The organism is bacterium, from assembly GCA_035371905.1.
Classification (GTDB): domain Bacteria; phylum Ratteibacteria; class UBA8468; order B48-G9; family JAFGKM01; genus JAMWDI01.
Window position 1 is genome coordinate 1 of sequence record DAORXQ010000041.1, and the last position, 14,652, is coordinate 14,652.

The 14,652-nt window shown below is 28.3% G+C and carries 14 protein-coding genes and 1 tRNA gene; 9 read left to right on the plus strand and 6 right to left on the minus strand.

What is annotated here, in order from left to right; all coding sequences use genetic code 11:
- A partial coding sequence (locus PKV21_05620) for an ERCC4 domain-containing protein (GenBank protein ID HOM26967.1) occupies positions 1–872 on the minus strand: 872 nt, incomplete at its 3' end.
- A gap of 29 nt (positions 873–901) precedes the next feature.
- Between PKV21_05620 and PKV21_05625 the strand changes: the two genes are divergently transcribed.
- From PKV21_05625 to larB, 3 genes are all read left to right on the plus strand, one after another.
- Positions 902–2,959, plus strand: a complete 2,058-nt coding sequence (locus PKV21_05625) for a hypothetical protein (GenBank protein ID HOM26968.1) — start codon at positions 902–904, stop codon at positions 2,957–2,959.
- 71 nt (positions 2,960–3,030) lie between these two features.
- The gene (locus PKV21_05630) at positions 3,031–3,885 is read left to right on the plus strand and encodes a zinc metalloprotease HtpX (protein HOM26969.1); all 855 of its coding nucleotides are present in this window, start codon (positions 3,031–3,033) and stop codon (positions 3,883–3,885) included.
- Positions 3,885–4,634 (plus strand): nickel pincer cofactor biosynthesis protein LarB, encoded by a 750-nt coding sequence (larB, locus tag PKV21_05635; GenBank protein HOM26970.1) that lies wholly within the window; start codon positions 3,885–3,887, stop codon positions 4,632–4,634. Before PKV21_05630 ends, larB begins: the two co-directional genes overlap by 1 nt.
- Here the strand turns inward: larB and PKV21_05640 are convergent.
- Genes PKV21_05640 through PKV21_05655 form a run of 4 tightly spaced genes read right to left on the minus strand, consistent with a single transcriptional unit; the run spans position 4,607 to position 8,891 of the window.
- Positions 4,607–5,203, minus strand: coding sequence for a hypothetical protein (locus tag PKV21_05640; GenBank protein ID HOM26971.1), 597 nt, complete (start codon positions 5,201–5,203; stop codon positions 4,607–4,609). The genes larB and PKV21_05640 overlap by 28 nt on opposite strands.
- On the minus strand, positions 5,172–5,678 hold the full coding sequence (locus PKV21_05645) for an NYN domain-containing protein (protein ID HOM26972.1): 507 nt from the start codon (positions 5,676–5,678) through the stop codon (positions 5,172–5,174). The genes PKV21_05640 and PKV21_05645 overlap by 32 nt, the downstream gene beginning before the upstream one ends.
- Positions 5,678–8,410, minus strand: a complete 2,733-nt coding sequence (ileS, locus tag PKV21_05650; protein ID HOM26973.1) for an isoleucine--tRNA ligase — start codon at positions 8,408–8,410, stop codon at positions 5,678–5,680. Before ileS ends, PKV21_05645 begins: the two co-directional genes overlap by 1 nt.
- Position 8,411: 1 nt before the next feature.
- Positions 8,412–8,891: an NAD(P)H-dependent oxidoreductase gene (locus PKV21_05655; protein ID HOM26974.1), complete on the minus strand. Its 480-nt coding sequence runs from the start codon at positions 8,889–8,891 to the stop codon at positions 8,412–8,414.
- Between the two features lie 144 nt (positions 8,892–9,035).
- Here PKV21_05655 and PKV21_05660 point away from each other — a divergent pair, with 144 nt between their 5' ends.
- Genes PKV21_05660 through PKV21_05675 form a run of 4 tightly spaced genes read left to right on the plus strand, consistent with a single transcriptional unit; the run spans position 9,036 to position 13,055 of the window.
- The gene (locus PKV21_05660) at positions 9,036–9,602 is read left to right on the plus strand and encodes a hypothetical protein (GenBank protein HOM26975.1); all 567 of its coding nucleotides are present in this window, start codon (positions 9,036–9,038) and stop codon (positions 9,600–9,602) included.
- Entirely contained in the window at positions 9,586–10,503 is a 918-nt protein-coding gene (locus PKV21_05665) for a DUF1559 domain-containing protein (GenBank protein HOM26976.1), read from the plus strand. Before PKV21_05660 ends, PKV21_05665 begins: the two co-directional genes overlap by 17 nt.
- Before the next feature lie 6 nt (positions 10,504–10,509).
- Positions 10,510–12,741 carry a CHASE2 domain-containing protein gene (locus tag PKV21_05670; GenBank protein ID HOM26977.1) on the plus strand — a complete coding sequence of 744 codons (2,232 nt, stop codon included), beginning with the start codon at positions 10,510–10,512 and terminating at the stop codon, positions 12,739–12,741.
- Positions 12,738–13,055: a peptide chain release factor-like protein gene (locus PKV21_05675; GenBank protein ID HOM26978.1), complete on the plus strand. Its 318-nt coding sequence runs from the start codon at positions 12,738–12,740 to the stop codon at positions 13,053–13,055. Before PKV21_05670 ends, PKV21_05675 begins: the two co-directional genes overlap by 4 nt.
- A 6-nt stretch (positions 13,056–13,061) precedes the next feature.
- On the opposite strand, the gene PKV21_05680 is transcribed toward PKV21_05675, so the two are convergent.
- Entirely contained in the window at positions 13,062–14,204 is a 1,143-nt protein-coding gene (locus PKV21_05680) for a uroporphyrinogen decarboxylase family protein (GenBank protein ID HOM26979.1), read from the minus strand.
- A gap of 150 nt (positions 14,205–14,354) precedes the next feature.
- Here PKV21_05680 and PKV21_05685 point away from each other — a divergent pair, with 150 nt between their 5' ends.
- Both PKV21_05685 and PKV21_05690 read left to right on the plus strand, forming a co-directional pair.
- Positions 14,355–14,579: a hypothetical protein gene (locus PKV21_05685; GenBank protein ID HOM26980.1), complete on the plus strand. Its 225-nt coding sequence runs from the start codon at positions 14,355–14,357 to the stop codon at positions 14,577–14,579.
- A tRNA-Ser gene (locus PKV21_05690) sits at positions 14,565–14,651 on the plus strand. The genes PKV21_05685 and PKV21_05690 overlap by 15 nt, the downstream gene beginning before the upstream one ends.
- Position 14,652 lies beyond the last annotated feature (1 nt).

Genomic DNA, 14,652 nt, shown 5'->3' on the forward strand with positions numbered 1-14,652 from the left:
AAATACTCATCCGTAATCGCTCTTAAAGTATAATATTCAGATGTCTTTTCTTTTATTTCAATATGTGGTTTTTCTTGTATTTTATTTATGATATTTAAAAAAAATCTTAAAATCCATAATTCTGCAAGTTTTCTGTTTCCTGTAAATATGATTTTTAAATTCGGGTGAAATGAATAAATTTCAGAAATTGCTCTTGCACAGAATTCTACTTTATAAAATTTTATTTTTTGTGGTTTAAAAAAGTCAGAATAATTTGCTTCAATAATAAGAGCATTATTTTTATAATTTTCCAGTTCACTTAAAAATTGATGAAAAATGTGTATGTTTGAAATTGAATCAAGGAAGTTATCAAAGGTTTTCCTTTCAACAACAGCGATAATGTTTCTATTTCCATCCATTAAAGCATAATCTCCACATGGTAAAATCGCCCTTTCTATATTTGCATTTTGAAATTTGTAAGGATATCTTTCGTTTTTATCTATTATTATGTTTAACTCTGTTTTTATATATGGAAGCAAACCTCTTTTCGGTTTTCTTTCTTTCAGTGCTTTTGATGTACTCCAGAAAATCTGTTCATATTCTCCTTCTTTTTCTTTATATTTTTTCTTTAAGAACAAAAATTCACACCTTTTATTACTTTTTCTATTCAAAATAACCACCATTCTTTCTCCATATTTTCTCAAAGATAATATTTCAACTCTTTCAATTATTTCTTCATCTTCCTTTATTTCATTATCTCTATAACAGAAGATATTTTTAACACCTGGCCATTTATCCTGAACTAATAAAGAAAGGATGATTTCTTCTCTTTCTCTGATAAGCAATCTATAAGGGAATTTTACTGAATCTGTTTTTGTAATTATCCATTCCATATTATATTATTATAAGTGAAATTAAAAAAATGAAAAACTTACTTTTGATTTTAAAAGGTGTTTCTGGAATTTTTTTTCAATCAATTATTTTAAGAGAGATTTTTTCAAGTTTTTTTGGTAATGAACTTTCCTTCAGTATTGTAATTTCTTTTTATCTTTCAGGTGGAGCAATTGGAAGTTATTTGTTAAGGAAAAATAGAAATCACAGCAGAAACTATATACTTTTCACATTTTTTGAAATTTTTTTTCTGATTTTTTTTCTGATTTTTTTAAGAATTTTTTCAAATATTCAGAGAATTTTTTATATATCAAATTTAAGATTTTTTATTTTTTCTTTTTTCCTTTCTTTTTTTTCAGGATTTTTTGAAGGAGCGAGATTTATACTTTTATCCTTTCTCTATAAAGAAGAAAAAAGTTCGGGTAAAGTTTATGGACTTGAAGGACTTGGTTTTTTAATTGGTGGACTACTTTTTTCTTTTCTTTTGTTTTTCAAAATTAACATATTTTTCTTATTTTTTCTTTCATTAATTTTAAGTTTTTTAACTATCTTTTATTTTGAAAAAAATTATATGTACCTTTCAATTTTTATTATTTTTCTTTTTCTTCTACCATTTTCAAAAAAACTTGATTTTAAAACAAACTCATTGAAATATAAGGGTTTTAAAGTGGTTGAGGTTAAGGACACAAATTATAATAAACTCACAGTTTTAAATAAAGGGAATCAGTATATTCTTTTATCAAATGGTTTTCAGGAATTTACAAGTCAACCAGATTGTTTTTCAATTAAAAATATTGCTTTTTTCTCACTTGCTTTTTCAGAAAAAATAGAAAAAGTTGGGATTTATGGAAGTCCTGAAATTCTTGATGAGATTAAGAAATATGATGTTTCAGAGATTTATTTTTTTGAAATAGATAAAGAAAAAACAAATCTGATTAAAAATTATTTTTTAAAGGACTTAAAAAATATAATTTTTGTAAATAAAGATTTAAATAAATTTCTAAAAGAGAAAAAAATAACTTTTGATGCTTTTATAATAACAAATTCTCAACCAATGAACCTCAGAGATAATTATTTTCTCACAGATGAGTTTTTCAGAAAGATTAGAGAGTTTACTCAAAATCTTATTATTGTTCTTCCAGGTTCATATGATTATCTTGGAAAGGGACTCTTAATTCTTCATTCTTCAATTTATAAAACAGCGAAAAAGTATTTTAAATATGATATTGTTGCTTTTACCTATCCAATGATTGCTGTTTTCTCAAATGGAAATTTAAAATTGAATAAAAATTTTACTTTTGATAGACAATTTTTCAATGACGAATATCTCAAATTTGTCCTTGATGAAAACAAAAAAAATTATTATCTGGAAAATATTTTAAGTTTTAAAACAGATTTAAATACTCTATCAAATCAATTCTGCTTATTCTCATCCCTATCTCATTACTTTTCGCAGACATCACAAAAAGTAGGAAGAATTATCAGTAATATTTTTTTCAAAATTTATAGTTTAAGAAATTCTATGCTTCTTTTATCTTTATCTTTATTCTTAATTTCCCTTTTGCCTTTTACTTCTACCTTTTCAGCGATTGTTTTTACAAATGGTTTCTCCTGCCTCACATTTGAGATTATTTTTATCTTTCTTTTTCAGATATATTATGGTTTTGTTTATGGTTTTATAAGTGGAATAATTGGAATTTTTATGGCAGGTATTTCTCTTGGAAGTTTACTTTCTGTTTTCAAAATTCATATTAGAAGAATAATTTACTATACAGAGATTTTTCATTTTTTATTTTATTTTTTATCTGTTATCCTGATTGAAAATGGGATTTTATCCTTGTTTTTAATTTTCTTTTCAGGATTTTTAACTGGTTGGGAATTTGGTATAGTTTCATATTTAATCAAAAAAGAAAGTATTGTGGATACGACAGGAAAACTTTATTCAATTGATTTATTGGGTGCTTTATTTTCTTCTTTATTTTTACCTCTTTTTTTAATCCCTGCTTTTGGTATTTCTGGATGTTTATGGTTAATCGTTCTTTTAAAATTCTCAAATTTATTCAGATTATTTTTAAAAAGAGGGGTATAGTTCGGAAGAATTGAAACTTTACACTGAGATATAACATCTGTATAATTATAGAAGAAAAGGAGGAAATAAAAATGGCTAATAGAATAAAAACATACTTTTTATTAGGTATCTTAACCGTTATTCTTGTCTGGATTGGTGGTTTTTTCGGAAGGGAAGGACTTATAATTGCTCTGATTTTTGCTTTTTTTCTTAACTGGTTTTCTTATTTTTTCAGCGATAAAATTGTTCTTGCAATGTATAGAGCAAGAGAAATAAAAGAAAATGAAGAACCATATTTACATTCTTTAGTTGCACAACTTGCTCAAACAGCAGGGATTCCAAAACCAAAAGTTTACATCATAAATTCATCAACTCCAAATGCTTTTGCAACAGGAAGAAATCCAGGTAATGCAGTAGTTGCTTTAACAACAGGAATAATGGAACTTCTTGATGAAAATGAACTGAAAGGAGTTATTTCACATGAATTAACACATATAAAAAACAGAGATATACTTGTTGCAACAGTGGCAGCAACTATAGCAGGAGCAATAACTTTTCTTGCGAGGATGCTTCAATATATGGCATTTTTTGGTTCAATGGATAGTGATGACAGAAGGGGAGGGAATATTTTTACACTTTTTGCCCTTTTGCTTTTTGCAGTTTTAGCACCAATTGCTGCTTTAATAATTCAACTTGCAATTTCCCGCTCAAGAGAATATCTTGCAGATGAAGGTGGAGCAAAAATTTCAGGTAATCCTTTATATCTTGCAAATGCTTTAAGGAAATTGTCTTATGGAGTAAAAAGAAATCCAATGAGGACAGCAAACCCTGCAACAAGTCATCTTTTTATTGTTAATCCTTTTTCTGGAAGTAATTTATTTGCTCTATTTTCAACACATCCACCTATAGAGGAAAGAATTAAACGACTTGAAAGAATGGTATTTTAATGGATAGAGAAAAGATAAAAAAATTACTGATTGATTTCAAAGAGGGAAAAATCACAGAAGAAAAATTTATAGAAAAATTAAAATATTTTCCCTATCTGGATATAAATTTTGCAAAAATTGATACCCACAGGTCTTTAAAATTTGGTTTTCCAGAAGTTGTTTTTGGACAGAATAAGTCATACCAGCACCTTAAAGAGATTATTTCAAAAATAAAGAAAATTCATTCAAATGTTATTATTACAAGGGTTGAAGAAAAAATAGCAAATAAACTGAAAAAGGATTTTCCAGAGATTATTTATTTTAAAGAAGCAAAAATTTTAACATTTAAGAAGGAAAAAAGAAAAAAAGATGGTTATGTTTGTGTTGTTACTGCTGGAACTGCTGATATACCAGTTGCTGAAGAATCAGCAATCACCCTTGAAATTCTTGGAATAAAAACTGAAAGAATTTATGATGCAGGAGTTGCAGGACTTCACAGATTACTTGATAAAATTGAGATTTTAAACAAAGCAAGATGTCTCATAGTTGTTGCAGGAATGGAAGGTGCTCTACCGAGTGTAGTTGGAGGGCTTGTTGGAAAACCTGTTGTTGCAGTCCCTACTTCAGTTGGATATGGAATAAATTTAAATGGAATTGCTCCGCTTTTGACAATGCTTAACAGTTGTTCACCAAATGTGGTTGTTGTTAATATAAATAATGGTTTCGGTGCCGCTTTTTTTACTTATCTATCCTTCTTTTTAAATAAATAGTATGTTGTAATTTCCCCCCTTGTTTTTTCAATAATCCCTCTTGCATAATCAATCTGTCTTCTTAACGACCTTGTAATTGCATCAGGATACTGAAAATTTAAAATGAAATAGTAAATATCATCCATAATATTTAAGTAATCCTCAATATCCATAACTTTTCTTTTTCTCATTCTATCAAGAATATATCTTCTTATTTCTCCAAGTGATTCACAAACTCCGTGAAGATAACTGATTGGGTCAAAATCATTCATTTCAGGTATATTTTTTCTAACTATGATTTCATATGTTGCTATTGCTTCAACTACCTCTTTTTCTGCCTGATGTAAAAAACCCTGATAATAAATTTCAGGATATTTTTTTAATTTCTTTTTTATCTCTTTCAATTTTTTAATACAATTTTCAAGTTCTCTTTTTGAATTTTTTAAATCCTCCTGATGTATTCTTTTTATAGAGGATGTTGCCATTCTTGTAATTTCTCTTAAAACTTTTATTGATTCTTCTCTAATTCTATCTTCCTCTTCAAGAAATTTTAGTATCTTATCTTTTAAATTCTTTAATTTTTTTTCCATAAAAGTTTTTTAGTTCTTTCTCTATTTCAAGTTTTAATCTGTAATTTATATCTTTTTCTTTTTTTACAGTTTCTTTTTTTACAGTTTCTTTTTTTTCGTATGGATAAACTATTTCAAGGAATGCATCTACTTTTAAAAACTTACTTCCAATTATTTTTGAAAATTCCTGGATTTCTCTATCATCCGAGACAACCTGAATCTGAGTTTTATTTTTTTTGTTCTCAAGTATTTTCCTTATTTTTTCGTCTGCAGTTATTTCATTTGAAAAAATAATTTTTATTCTTCTTTTTTGATAAAAAGAAATACTTGGTGACTTTCCATCAAAAACGACTGTGATTTCAACGGAGGGATGTTTTTTTTTATATCTTTCAAGTATATCTATTAAGAATCCCTGGGCCCCTTCAATTCCATATTTCTCATACTTTTTTATAAAACTTGTTTTTATAACATTAAATCCATCAACTATATATTCCATCAAACCAGAAAATCCTCCTTAATTGCTTTTATACACTTTTCACATAAGTCCGGAAAATCTTTATTTTCACCAACTTCTGGAAAATAAACCCAGCATCTCTGACATTTTTTATTATTTGTTTTTTCAACTTTTAAGTTTAAATTTTCTCCATTTGTAATTTCAACTTCGGAAACAATAAAGAGGGTTTGTAACTTATAAAATGATTTTAAAAATTCAGATGTATCTTTATCACATTCTATTATTACTTTTGCTTCAAGTGAACTTCCAATAATTTTTTCTTCTCTTTTTTCTTCAAGTTTTTTAAGAACCATTTTTCTAATTTCAAAAAATTTATCCCACCTATCAAGTAAGTTTTTATCTTCTTCCTCTATTTCCGGCCATTCTTCTAGGAAAATACTTTCTTTCTTATCATATGGAATGAACTGATATGCCTCTTCTGCAGTAAATGAAAGGATAGGAGCAATAAGAATAAGTAAATTAATAAGGATTTTGCTTAAAACTGTTTGTGCTGCTTTTCTTTCTACTGAATTTCTTGGGTATGTATAAAGTCGGTCTTTGAGATAATCAAGATAAAAAGATGATAGATTAATGTTACAGAAATTATAAATTTCTTCAAAAACCTTGTGAAAAGCAAAGTTTTCATAATTTTCCGTAATTTTTTTTATCACAACTTTCAATTTTTCAATTGCCCATTTATCAACTTCAAGGAGATTTTCATAAGGTATTTCATTCTCTTTTTTATAATCATTTAAATTACCAAGTAGAAATCTTATTGTATTTCTTATAATCCTGTATCCATTTACTACATTTTTAACTATCTCATCAGAAATTCTTATATCTTCCTGATAATTTTCAGATATGCTCCATAAACGAAGTATTTCTGCTCCGTATTTTTTAATTATTTCATCAGGCGTTATAACATTCCCAAGCGACTTTGACATTTTTCTTCCGCTTCCATCTACTACAAATCCATGTGTTAGAACTGTTTTATAAGGGGGATGACCGAAAATTCCACATGAAGTGATTAAAGAGGTCTGAAACCATCCTCTGTGCTGGTCTGAACCTTCAAGATATAAATCACTTGGCCATATCAAACCATTTTCTTCTTTTAAAACTGCAAGGTGACTTACTCCTGAATCAAACCATACATCAAGTATATCCATCTCCTTTTTAAATTTTTCCCCAGAACAATAAGGACATTTAAATCCTGCAGGTAAAAGTTCTTCATTATTTTTTTCAATCCATACATTAGAACCAAATTTTTTAACCAGATCACATATCCTTTCCAGAATTTCCTCTGTCAATATATCTTTTCCGCAACTTTCACAATAAAATACTGGAATAAATACACCCCATAATCTCTGTCTTGATAAACACCAGTCAGGTCTTTGTGAAACCATAGAACCAATTCTATTTATCCCTTCCGGGGGAAACCATTTTACCTTATTTATCTCCTCAAGCATCCTTTTTCTCAAATCATTATGATCAATTTTTAAAAACCACTGCTTTGTACTTCTATAAATGACAGGGTTTTTACATCTCCAGCAATGTGGATATGAATGCAGAATTTCTCCACTTGATATAAGACTTCCCTCTTTTTTTAATTTTTCTATTATCAATTTATCTGCTTTAAAAACATTTATTCCTTTAAATTCACTCACCTCATCAGTAAATTCTCCCTTTTCATTTACAGGAGATATAACTTCAAGTCCATTCTTAATTCCTGCATAATAATCCTCTTCTCCATGCCCAGGTGCTGTATGAACACAACCTGTTCCTTCTTCTCCAGAAACAAATCCAGCAAGAATTACCCTTGATTTTCTATCAATAACAGGATTTTTGCAGATTATTCCTTCAAGTTCTTTCCCATTGAATTCTTTTAAAATTTTTAATTCTTTACCAATTATTTTAAAAACATCTTCTTTCCTTTTTTCTGCTATTATTAACCTTTCATTTTCATTATCAACAAGAATATATTTAAAGTCGGGATGAAGGGCAATTCCAGTATTTCCCGGTAATGTCCATGGAGTTGTTGTCCAGATTAAAAAGTATGAATTTTCTCCTAATTTTTTTCCTTTATCCTCAATTATCTTAAATTTTACAAATATTGAGGGTGATTTTTTTTCAGAATATTCAATTTCTGCCTCTGCAAGTGCTGTTTCACAGGTAATACACCAGTAAATTGGCTTATATGTTTTATAAATATATCCGGAAAGATAGAGTTTGCCAAATGCTCTTATAATATCACTTTCATATTCAGGATACATTGTTAAATAAGGTTTTTCCCATTCTGCAAATACTCCAAGTCGTTTAAATTCCTCTTTTTGAATATTATAAAATTTTCTTGCATAATCTTCTGCCTTTTTTCTTAAATCAAGTATGTCAACCTCATTTTTCTTTTTTCCTATCTCCTTAAAAACTTGATGTTCTATTGGCATACCATGACAGTCCCATCCCGGCTTAAAAGGAGTATAAAAACCGCTTAATGATTTATATTTAACAACTATATCCTTTAAAATTTTATTTAATGCAGTACCAAGATGTATATGTCCATTTGCATAAGGAGGTCCATCATGAAGTATATAGGGTTTTTTTTCTCTATTTTTTTCAAGCATTTTTTTATAAATATCTATTTTCTCCCATAATTTTAACATCTCTGGTTCTCTTTGACTTAAATTTGCCTTCATAGGAAAATCTGTTTTTGGTAGATAAACTGTCTTTGAATAATCCATCTTATTCTCCTTTGATTTTCTTTACAAGTTTTGCCACTCTTTTCCCTAGTTCCTTACAATCCTTTTTAACTTTATCATTTGGTTTTCCAATAGAAACAGGCCCATAATGGTCTGATTTTGTAGTTCCCTGAACAATCATACCATGAATAAGCATCATCTGTATTATGCCCATAATTGTTGTTTCATTTCCTCCACCAATATGAGCAGAAGATGTGAAAGCCCCTCCTACTTTTCCTTCAAGAGAACCATAAAATTTAACAGAATCATCAAAAAGTTTTTTTATTTCAGCAGAAGGAAGTCCAAAATATGTAGGTGAACCAACTATTATTCCATCTGCATCAAGTAAATCATCACAGTCAGTTTTTTCAACTGGTTTTAATACAACATCAACTCCTTCTTCTTTAACTCCTTCTGCAACACTTTTAGCCATTTCTTCTGTATTACCTGTTCTTGAATGATAAATAATTAAAACTTTTCCCATATTTTTTCTCCTTGAAAATATATTTATTTAATCTATAACTTTCAATCATTATTGTCAAATTTTAAAATAAGTTACAGTAATGGTTTTTGAATTTAACAAATTTTTTACTTGACAAATAAAAAAAATAAAGGTAATATAAAAATGATGAATATAAAAAAGGGTAGAAGAATTTTGTGGGTAGATACAGAAATACAATTAAGGTTTGTTATTTTTACAATTATTACTCTTGCCATTTCATGTTTTATTATAAGCAGTATAACTTTCAGTAATATCTGGGTTGATATTTCTGAAAAACTTTTAAAAATTGCAGATGTTAAAGAATTATATTCAATTTCTGTAAAACAATTTATACTTTTGAATTTTGCTCTTATTATCTTGCTTGCTATACTTGCTACTCTTGGTATGATAATTCTTTCTCATAAAGTAGCAGGACCTGCTTACAGAATAACAAAAATACTGAAAGAGTTGCAGGAAGGGAAATTCCCAGAATTTAAATTAAGAAGAGGAGATACTTTAACTTCAATAATTGAGGAACTTGAAAAATTTTCAAATCAATATAAAGAACTAAGTGAAGCAGCAATAAATGTGATAGAGACGTGGAAAAACACAGAGGTTAAGGATATAAGTTTAAATATTGCTCTGAAAGAACTTGAAAGTAAAGTATCACATATTTCTACTAATAAGGAGGTGAAAAATGAAAAAAGGATTTAGTTTAATTGAAACATTAATTTTAATTTTTATTGGTATAAGTGTTTTGATTTTAATAGTTGGTGTAATTTCAAATTCAAGAGAATTTGCAAGAACTATGGGATGTGTGAATAATATGAAAAATATCGCTCAGGCAATTGAGGGTTATCAGGTTGACTGGAAAGAAACACCTGTTACTTTAAGTTCTTTAATGCCTGCTTATATTCAGAATCCCAATGTATTTCATTGTCCAAGTGATAGAGAAAAAGGCGATAGTTATTCAAAATTTTATGTTGGAAGGTTTTTTGCAGAAGAGGACTCAAATAAAGTTTTTCTTGTTTGTCCAAGACATTTCGGTGGAAGAAGAACAGTTGCTGGATATCTTTCATATGCTGTTGAAATTGGGAAAACTAAAAGTGTCAAATGGTCTGGTATTGATGTTGAATTCGGGAAAACTTATATTGGTGGAAATTTAAAATTTGAAGATGGGACAGAAGTAAATGAAATAAGTGGAGAGATTGGAGTTCTTGGCTCTTTTACAAATCCAGAGAATAAAATTTATAGTATAATTTATGTTCCTGAAGGAGATGTTCCTGAAGGAGAAAAAACTTCATATAAAGTTGAGCATAAAGGAGATTCAAGATTTGAGGTTATTACTCCTGCTGTAATTGCAGGTGTTGAAGGTACAAAATTTAATGTTGTTAATTCATACTATTATAATAATGGAATACCCATAGATAATACCATAATTTCTGTTTTTGAAGGTGTTGTAAAAGTCAAAGAAAGAAATCAGGGAAGAACAGAAACAGTAAATACAGGAGAAGAAGTTTTAATTGAAACAAAAACTTATGGAACAAAACAGAAAGGAGTGCCAAGAAGACCACCAAAATCAGTGCCCCATGTAATTAAAAGGTTTGTTAAGTAATTTTTGATGAGATATATTTTAAAGTTCGTTTTTGCTTTTTTGGTTTTTATCTTTGTATTTTCTTTATATAAAAAAAATAAATTTGAAAAACTTGAATTTATAATTTATGACAGTCATATTAGAAATTCAACACTAAAGTATGATTTACCTTTGGTTATAATTGGAATTACAGGTGATTTTGAAAAAGAAATTGGAGAACCCTTTTCAAGAAAACACTATTCACAGATTTTAAAAATACTTAAAGAAGAAAAAGCAGAACTTGTTGTTTTTGATATATTTTTTCCCTCTTTTTCAGAGGATAAGAAGGAAGATGTAGAATTTTTAAATAGTATAAAGGAAAATGGAAGGGTTATTTTACCAGTATTTTCACCGATAAAACTTGAAAAAAGAGTTGAAGAATTTTATCTTGTTGAATCTTTAAGAGGAAGTGCTATTCAATTTGAAAGATATGCTTTTTCTCTTGGACACATAAATACTTTCCCTGATAAAGACCAGATAGTTAGAAGGTTTCCTGCTTATATAAAATATGGGGAAAAAATATATCCTCAGATTGGAATTGAGACATATAGAATAAAAAATAAAAGCACTTTTTTAAAGATATTAAATTCACTTCCACTTGATGAAAATAAGTGTTTTTATATAAGATATATTCCTCCAAATTTTATTGATAATTACTTCATTTCATTTTCTGATGTCCTTAAAAGAAAATATCCAGATGGTTTTTTCAATAAAAAAGTAGTTATTATAGGACAGACAATAGTTGGTGCAAAAAATGCAGATTTAATTCCTACACCTTTTGGAACACAGTTTGGGGTTTTTGTACAGGCAAGTGCAATAGGTACAAACCTTTCAGGTAAATACATTAAACACATCAATTCTGTTTTTTTTCTCTTTCTCTATGCTTTCTTTTTATCTTTAATTTTTTCGATTCGTAATATTTCTTTGAATACATTTAATACTCTTGGATTTACTGGGTTATGCTTTTTTTCTTCAAGATTTTTTCTTGATAAATATGGAATTTTTTTTGATGTTGTTCCATTTTTATTTTTTACGATTTTTTACTATCTTTCCTTCATTTTTTATTCATTATTTTCTACTTTAAAAAAACTATTTCAAAAAGAAGTAATTTTAAACCTTGTTAAAAAAACAGAAGAAGAATTTACTGAAATTTTGAATCCTATTGAATCATTTAAAAAAGAAGATATGTTTTTTCTTGGATTTGGAAGTGAAGATTTAATAGAAAAAACTCCAGCAATGGTATTAAAAACAATATTGATTGCTTCTGGAATAGAATGTGGATGTCTTGTTTCCTTTTATCATAATAAATTTGAAATAATTGCAAAAAAAGGAGAATTGATTGATAAGATAGATGTTGAAAAAATTTTGAAAAATGTAGAAAAGGCAAAAATAATAAATAAAATCAAAGATGAAAACATAAAAAATATGGCAATTGTTCCTATTTTATATTTTCCTGACTTTAAAGTTTTTGGTATTTTTATAAATAAAAAACCGACGGTTTTTTCAAAGACATCTAAATTTTCATATGAAGATATAAATCTTATTCAAACAATATCACTGCCCGGGATAATAGCAATTCAAAATTCTCAATTAAACCTCATTTTGAAAGATGCTCAACTTGAAACAATTTTTCGCCTTGCAATGTCAATTGAATATAGAGACAGAGAAACAGGAGCACATATTCACAGAGTGAGTGAATATGCTTATTTAATAGCAGAAAAACTTGGTTTCAAGAAAACTGAATGTACACTTATTAAAAATGCTATGCCTTTGCATGATATAGGAAAAATAGCAATTCCTGACAATATTCTTTTAAAACCGGGAATATTAACAAAAGAAGAAAGAAAAATAGTTGAAAAACATCCAATTATTGGAGCAAAAATGCTTGAGGGGTCAAAATCAATTGTTTTAAAAGCAGCAGAAGTAATTGCTTTATCTCATCATGAAAAATATGATGGCACAGGGTATCCGTATGGTTTATCAGGAAATAAAATTCCAATTTATGGAAGAATTGCTGCATTATCAGATGTTTTTGATGCTTTAACTTCTAAGAGAATATACAAGAGTTCTGTAAATGTAGAGAGAGCTTTTGAGATAATAAATGAAGAAAAGGGTAAATCTTTTGACCCAAAACTTGTTGAAATATTTGTCAATTCCAGAGATGAAATACTGGAAATACATAAAAAATATATAATTGAAGAAATAGAGGAAGAATTATGAAAAAAAACGAAATAAAAATTTATTATTATAAAAGTAGTGGCCCTGGGGGGCAGAGGAAAAATAAAAAATTAACCAGTGTTAAAGTACTTCATATTCCAACAGGAATGACTGCAAAAGGAACTGAATTTCGTTCTCAAGCAAAGAATAAGGAAATTGCTTTAAAACGTCTTGAAGAAAAACTTAATAAATTGAGAGAAAAGAAGAAAAAAAGAATAAAAACAGAAAAACCGTTATATGCCAAAATAAAACAGATTGAAGAAAAGAGAAAAAGAAGTGAAAAGAAGAAATTAAGGCAGAAAATAAAAGAATTTTAATTAACTTTACAGATATTTACCATAAGTTCTCGCAACTTCAATCATTTTAAATATATTTTCTTCAGGTGTATCTCTTCCGAGTTGGTCTCCTGTTGAAAGAATGAAACCACCATTTTCACCAGCATCATCTATCGCTTTTTTACAAACTTTTTCAATTTCTTCTGGTTTTGCAGTCAGCATAAAGGTTGTATTGATATTTCCCATTAAAGAAATTTTATCTCCATATTTCTTTTTTATCTCAGAAAGATAGCAGTCACCCATTGGAGGTTCTTCAAGTGGATTTATACAGTTTACAAGTGTTTCATTATAACACATATCAACAAGGTCTTTTTCCTTACCACAGCAATGAATCATAACAGGAATTTTTTCTTTATTTGCTATTTCAGATATAACTTTAATTGTTGGTAATGAATATTTTTTAAATAAAGAGGGTGAAGATAAAGTTATTGCACCTGAACCACCTGTAAGTATAAAATCTGGCTTTGCTTTTATAACATATTCTGTAAAATTTATTATGTCTTTATGCTGTATTTCTGCCCACTGGTCAAAAAGTTCAGGGTAGTCATAATAAGCATAAGTAAGTCCTAAGAGCCCTCCTTCAAAAGCACCCTGCCATATATGAAAACCTGGGGTTGGAATTCCGATACCGATAACTCCTTTATCTCCCAATTTATCTCTCATTTCTTTCAATTTTTTATCATCAAAACCTTTATAAGAGGTGTAATATGATGGTGAAAAATATTTAATTTTTTTAAAGTCCTCTTTAAAGTTTTTAATCATATGTTCTTTCACCCATGGAGGATTGTCTTTTGGATAAACAACAATTGTATGCAAAACTCCTTCAGGTGTATAATAGAAATATTCAACTTCCATTTTTCCATTGTCCCTGTAAATAATTCTACTTTCCTCTTTTATAACTTTTTCATATTTCATTTCAATACCACCATATATGAACCATCCATCAAATTTAAAATAAGAAAGTGCTTCAATGTATGCTTCCCATAAGGGTGGATTATCATAGAAATATATATCCCAGAAAGGTTTTCCTGTCAGTTTAGCAGGTATCATATTTGACATATCAGGAGCAACCGGTACCATATCAGGTTTTTTATTCCAGATTGCATATAACATCCTTTCTTTTGAAGTCATAATCCCTCCATATTTTAAATTTTCTTTTAAGGTATATTTTATCATTTTTGGAGAATTTAATCTTGACCAATTTCTAAAAACTAATATAATTTTTCAATAAAAGAGTCAAGGTTAATAAAAAAATTAAAAGTTTGAAAGAAGGAGGTAAAAATGGGCAAACTCAAGGAAGAATTAAGAAAAATTTATCATAGAAAGAGAGAAAAGGCATTAAAGCAATTAAAACTTCTTGAAGAGGGTAAAATTAGTTATGACCAACTTAATCGTCTTGCAAAAAAAATATTTTATAAAAGAATAAATGCAGGATACCAGTTCCCCAAAACTGTATTCTTTAAAAAAGTTGAAAATAAAGAAACCAGCAAAGGAGGGGTCGCATAGTGGACGAGTGCGCACGCTTGGAAAGCGTGTATCCGAGCAATCGGATCGTGGGTTCGAATCCCACCCCCTCCGC

Excerpts from the sequence above, each read along its gene's own strand:
- PKV21_05630 (HOM26969.1), top strand. The coding sequence starts at position 3,031 with ATGGCTAATAGAATAAAAACATACTTTTTATTAGGTATCTTAACCGTT.
- PKV21_05675 (HOM26978.1), top strand. The coding sequence starts at position 12,738 with ATGAAAAAAAACGAAATAAAAATTTATTATTATAAAAGTAGTGGCCCT.
- PKV21_05680 (HOM26979.1), bottom strand. The coding sequence starts at position 14,204 with ATGACTTCAAAAGAAAGGATGTTATATGCAATCTGGAATAAAAAACCT.
- PKV21_05625 (HOM26968.1), top strand. The coding sequence starts at position 902 with ATGAAAAACTTACTTTTGATTTTAAAAGGTGTTTCTGGAATTTTTTTT.
- PKV21_05645 (HOM26972.1), bottom strand. The coding sequence starts at position 5,678 with ATGGAATATATAGTTGATGGATTTAATGTTATAAAAACAAGTTTTATA.
- ileS (HOM26973.1), bottom strand. The coding sequence starts at position 8,410 with ATGGATTATTCAAAGACAGTTTATCTACCAAAAACAGATTTTCCTATG.
- PKV21_05685 (HOM26980.1), top strand. The coding sequence starts at position 14,355 with ATGGGCAAACTCAAGGAAGAATTAAGAAAAATTTATCATAGAAAGAGA.
- PKV21_05670 (HOM26977.1), top strand. The coding sequence starts at position 10,510 with ATGAGATATATTTTAAAGTTCGTTTTTGCTTTTTTGGTTTTTATCTTT.
- larB (HOM26970.1), top strand. The coding sequence starts at position 3,885 with ATGGATAGAGAAAAGATAAAAAAATTACTGATTGATTTCAAAGAGGGA.
- PKV21_05640 (HOM26971.1), bottom strand. The coding sequence starts at position 5,203 with ATGGAAAAAAAATTAAAGAATTTAAAAGATAAGATACTAAAATTTCTT.
- PKV21_05660 (HOM26975.1), top strand. The coding sequence starts at position 9,036 with ATGAATATAAAAAAGGGTAGAAGAATTTTGTGGGTAGATACAGAAATA.
- PKV21_05655 (HOM26974.1), bottom strand. The coding sequence starts at position 8,891 with ATGGGAAAAGTTTTAATTATTTATCATTCAAGAACAGGTAATACAGAA.
- PKV21_05665 (HOM26976.1), top strand. The coding sequence starts at position 9,586 with ATGAAAAAAGGATTTAGTTTAATTGAAACATTAATTTTAATTTTTATT.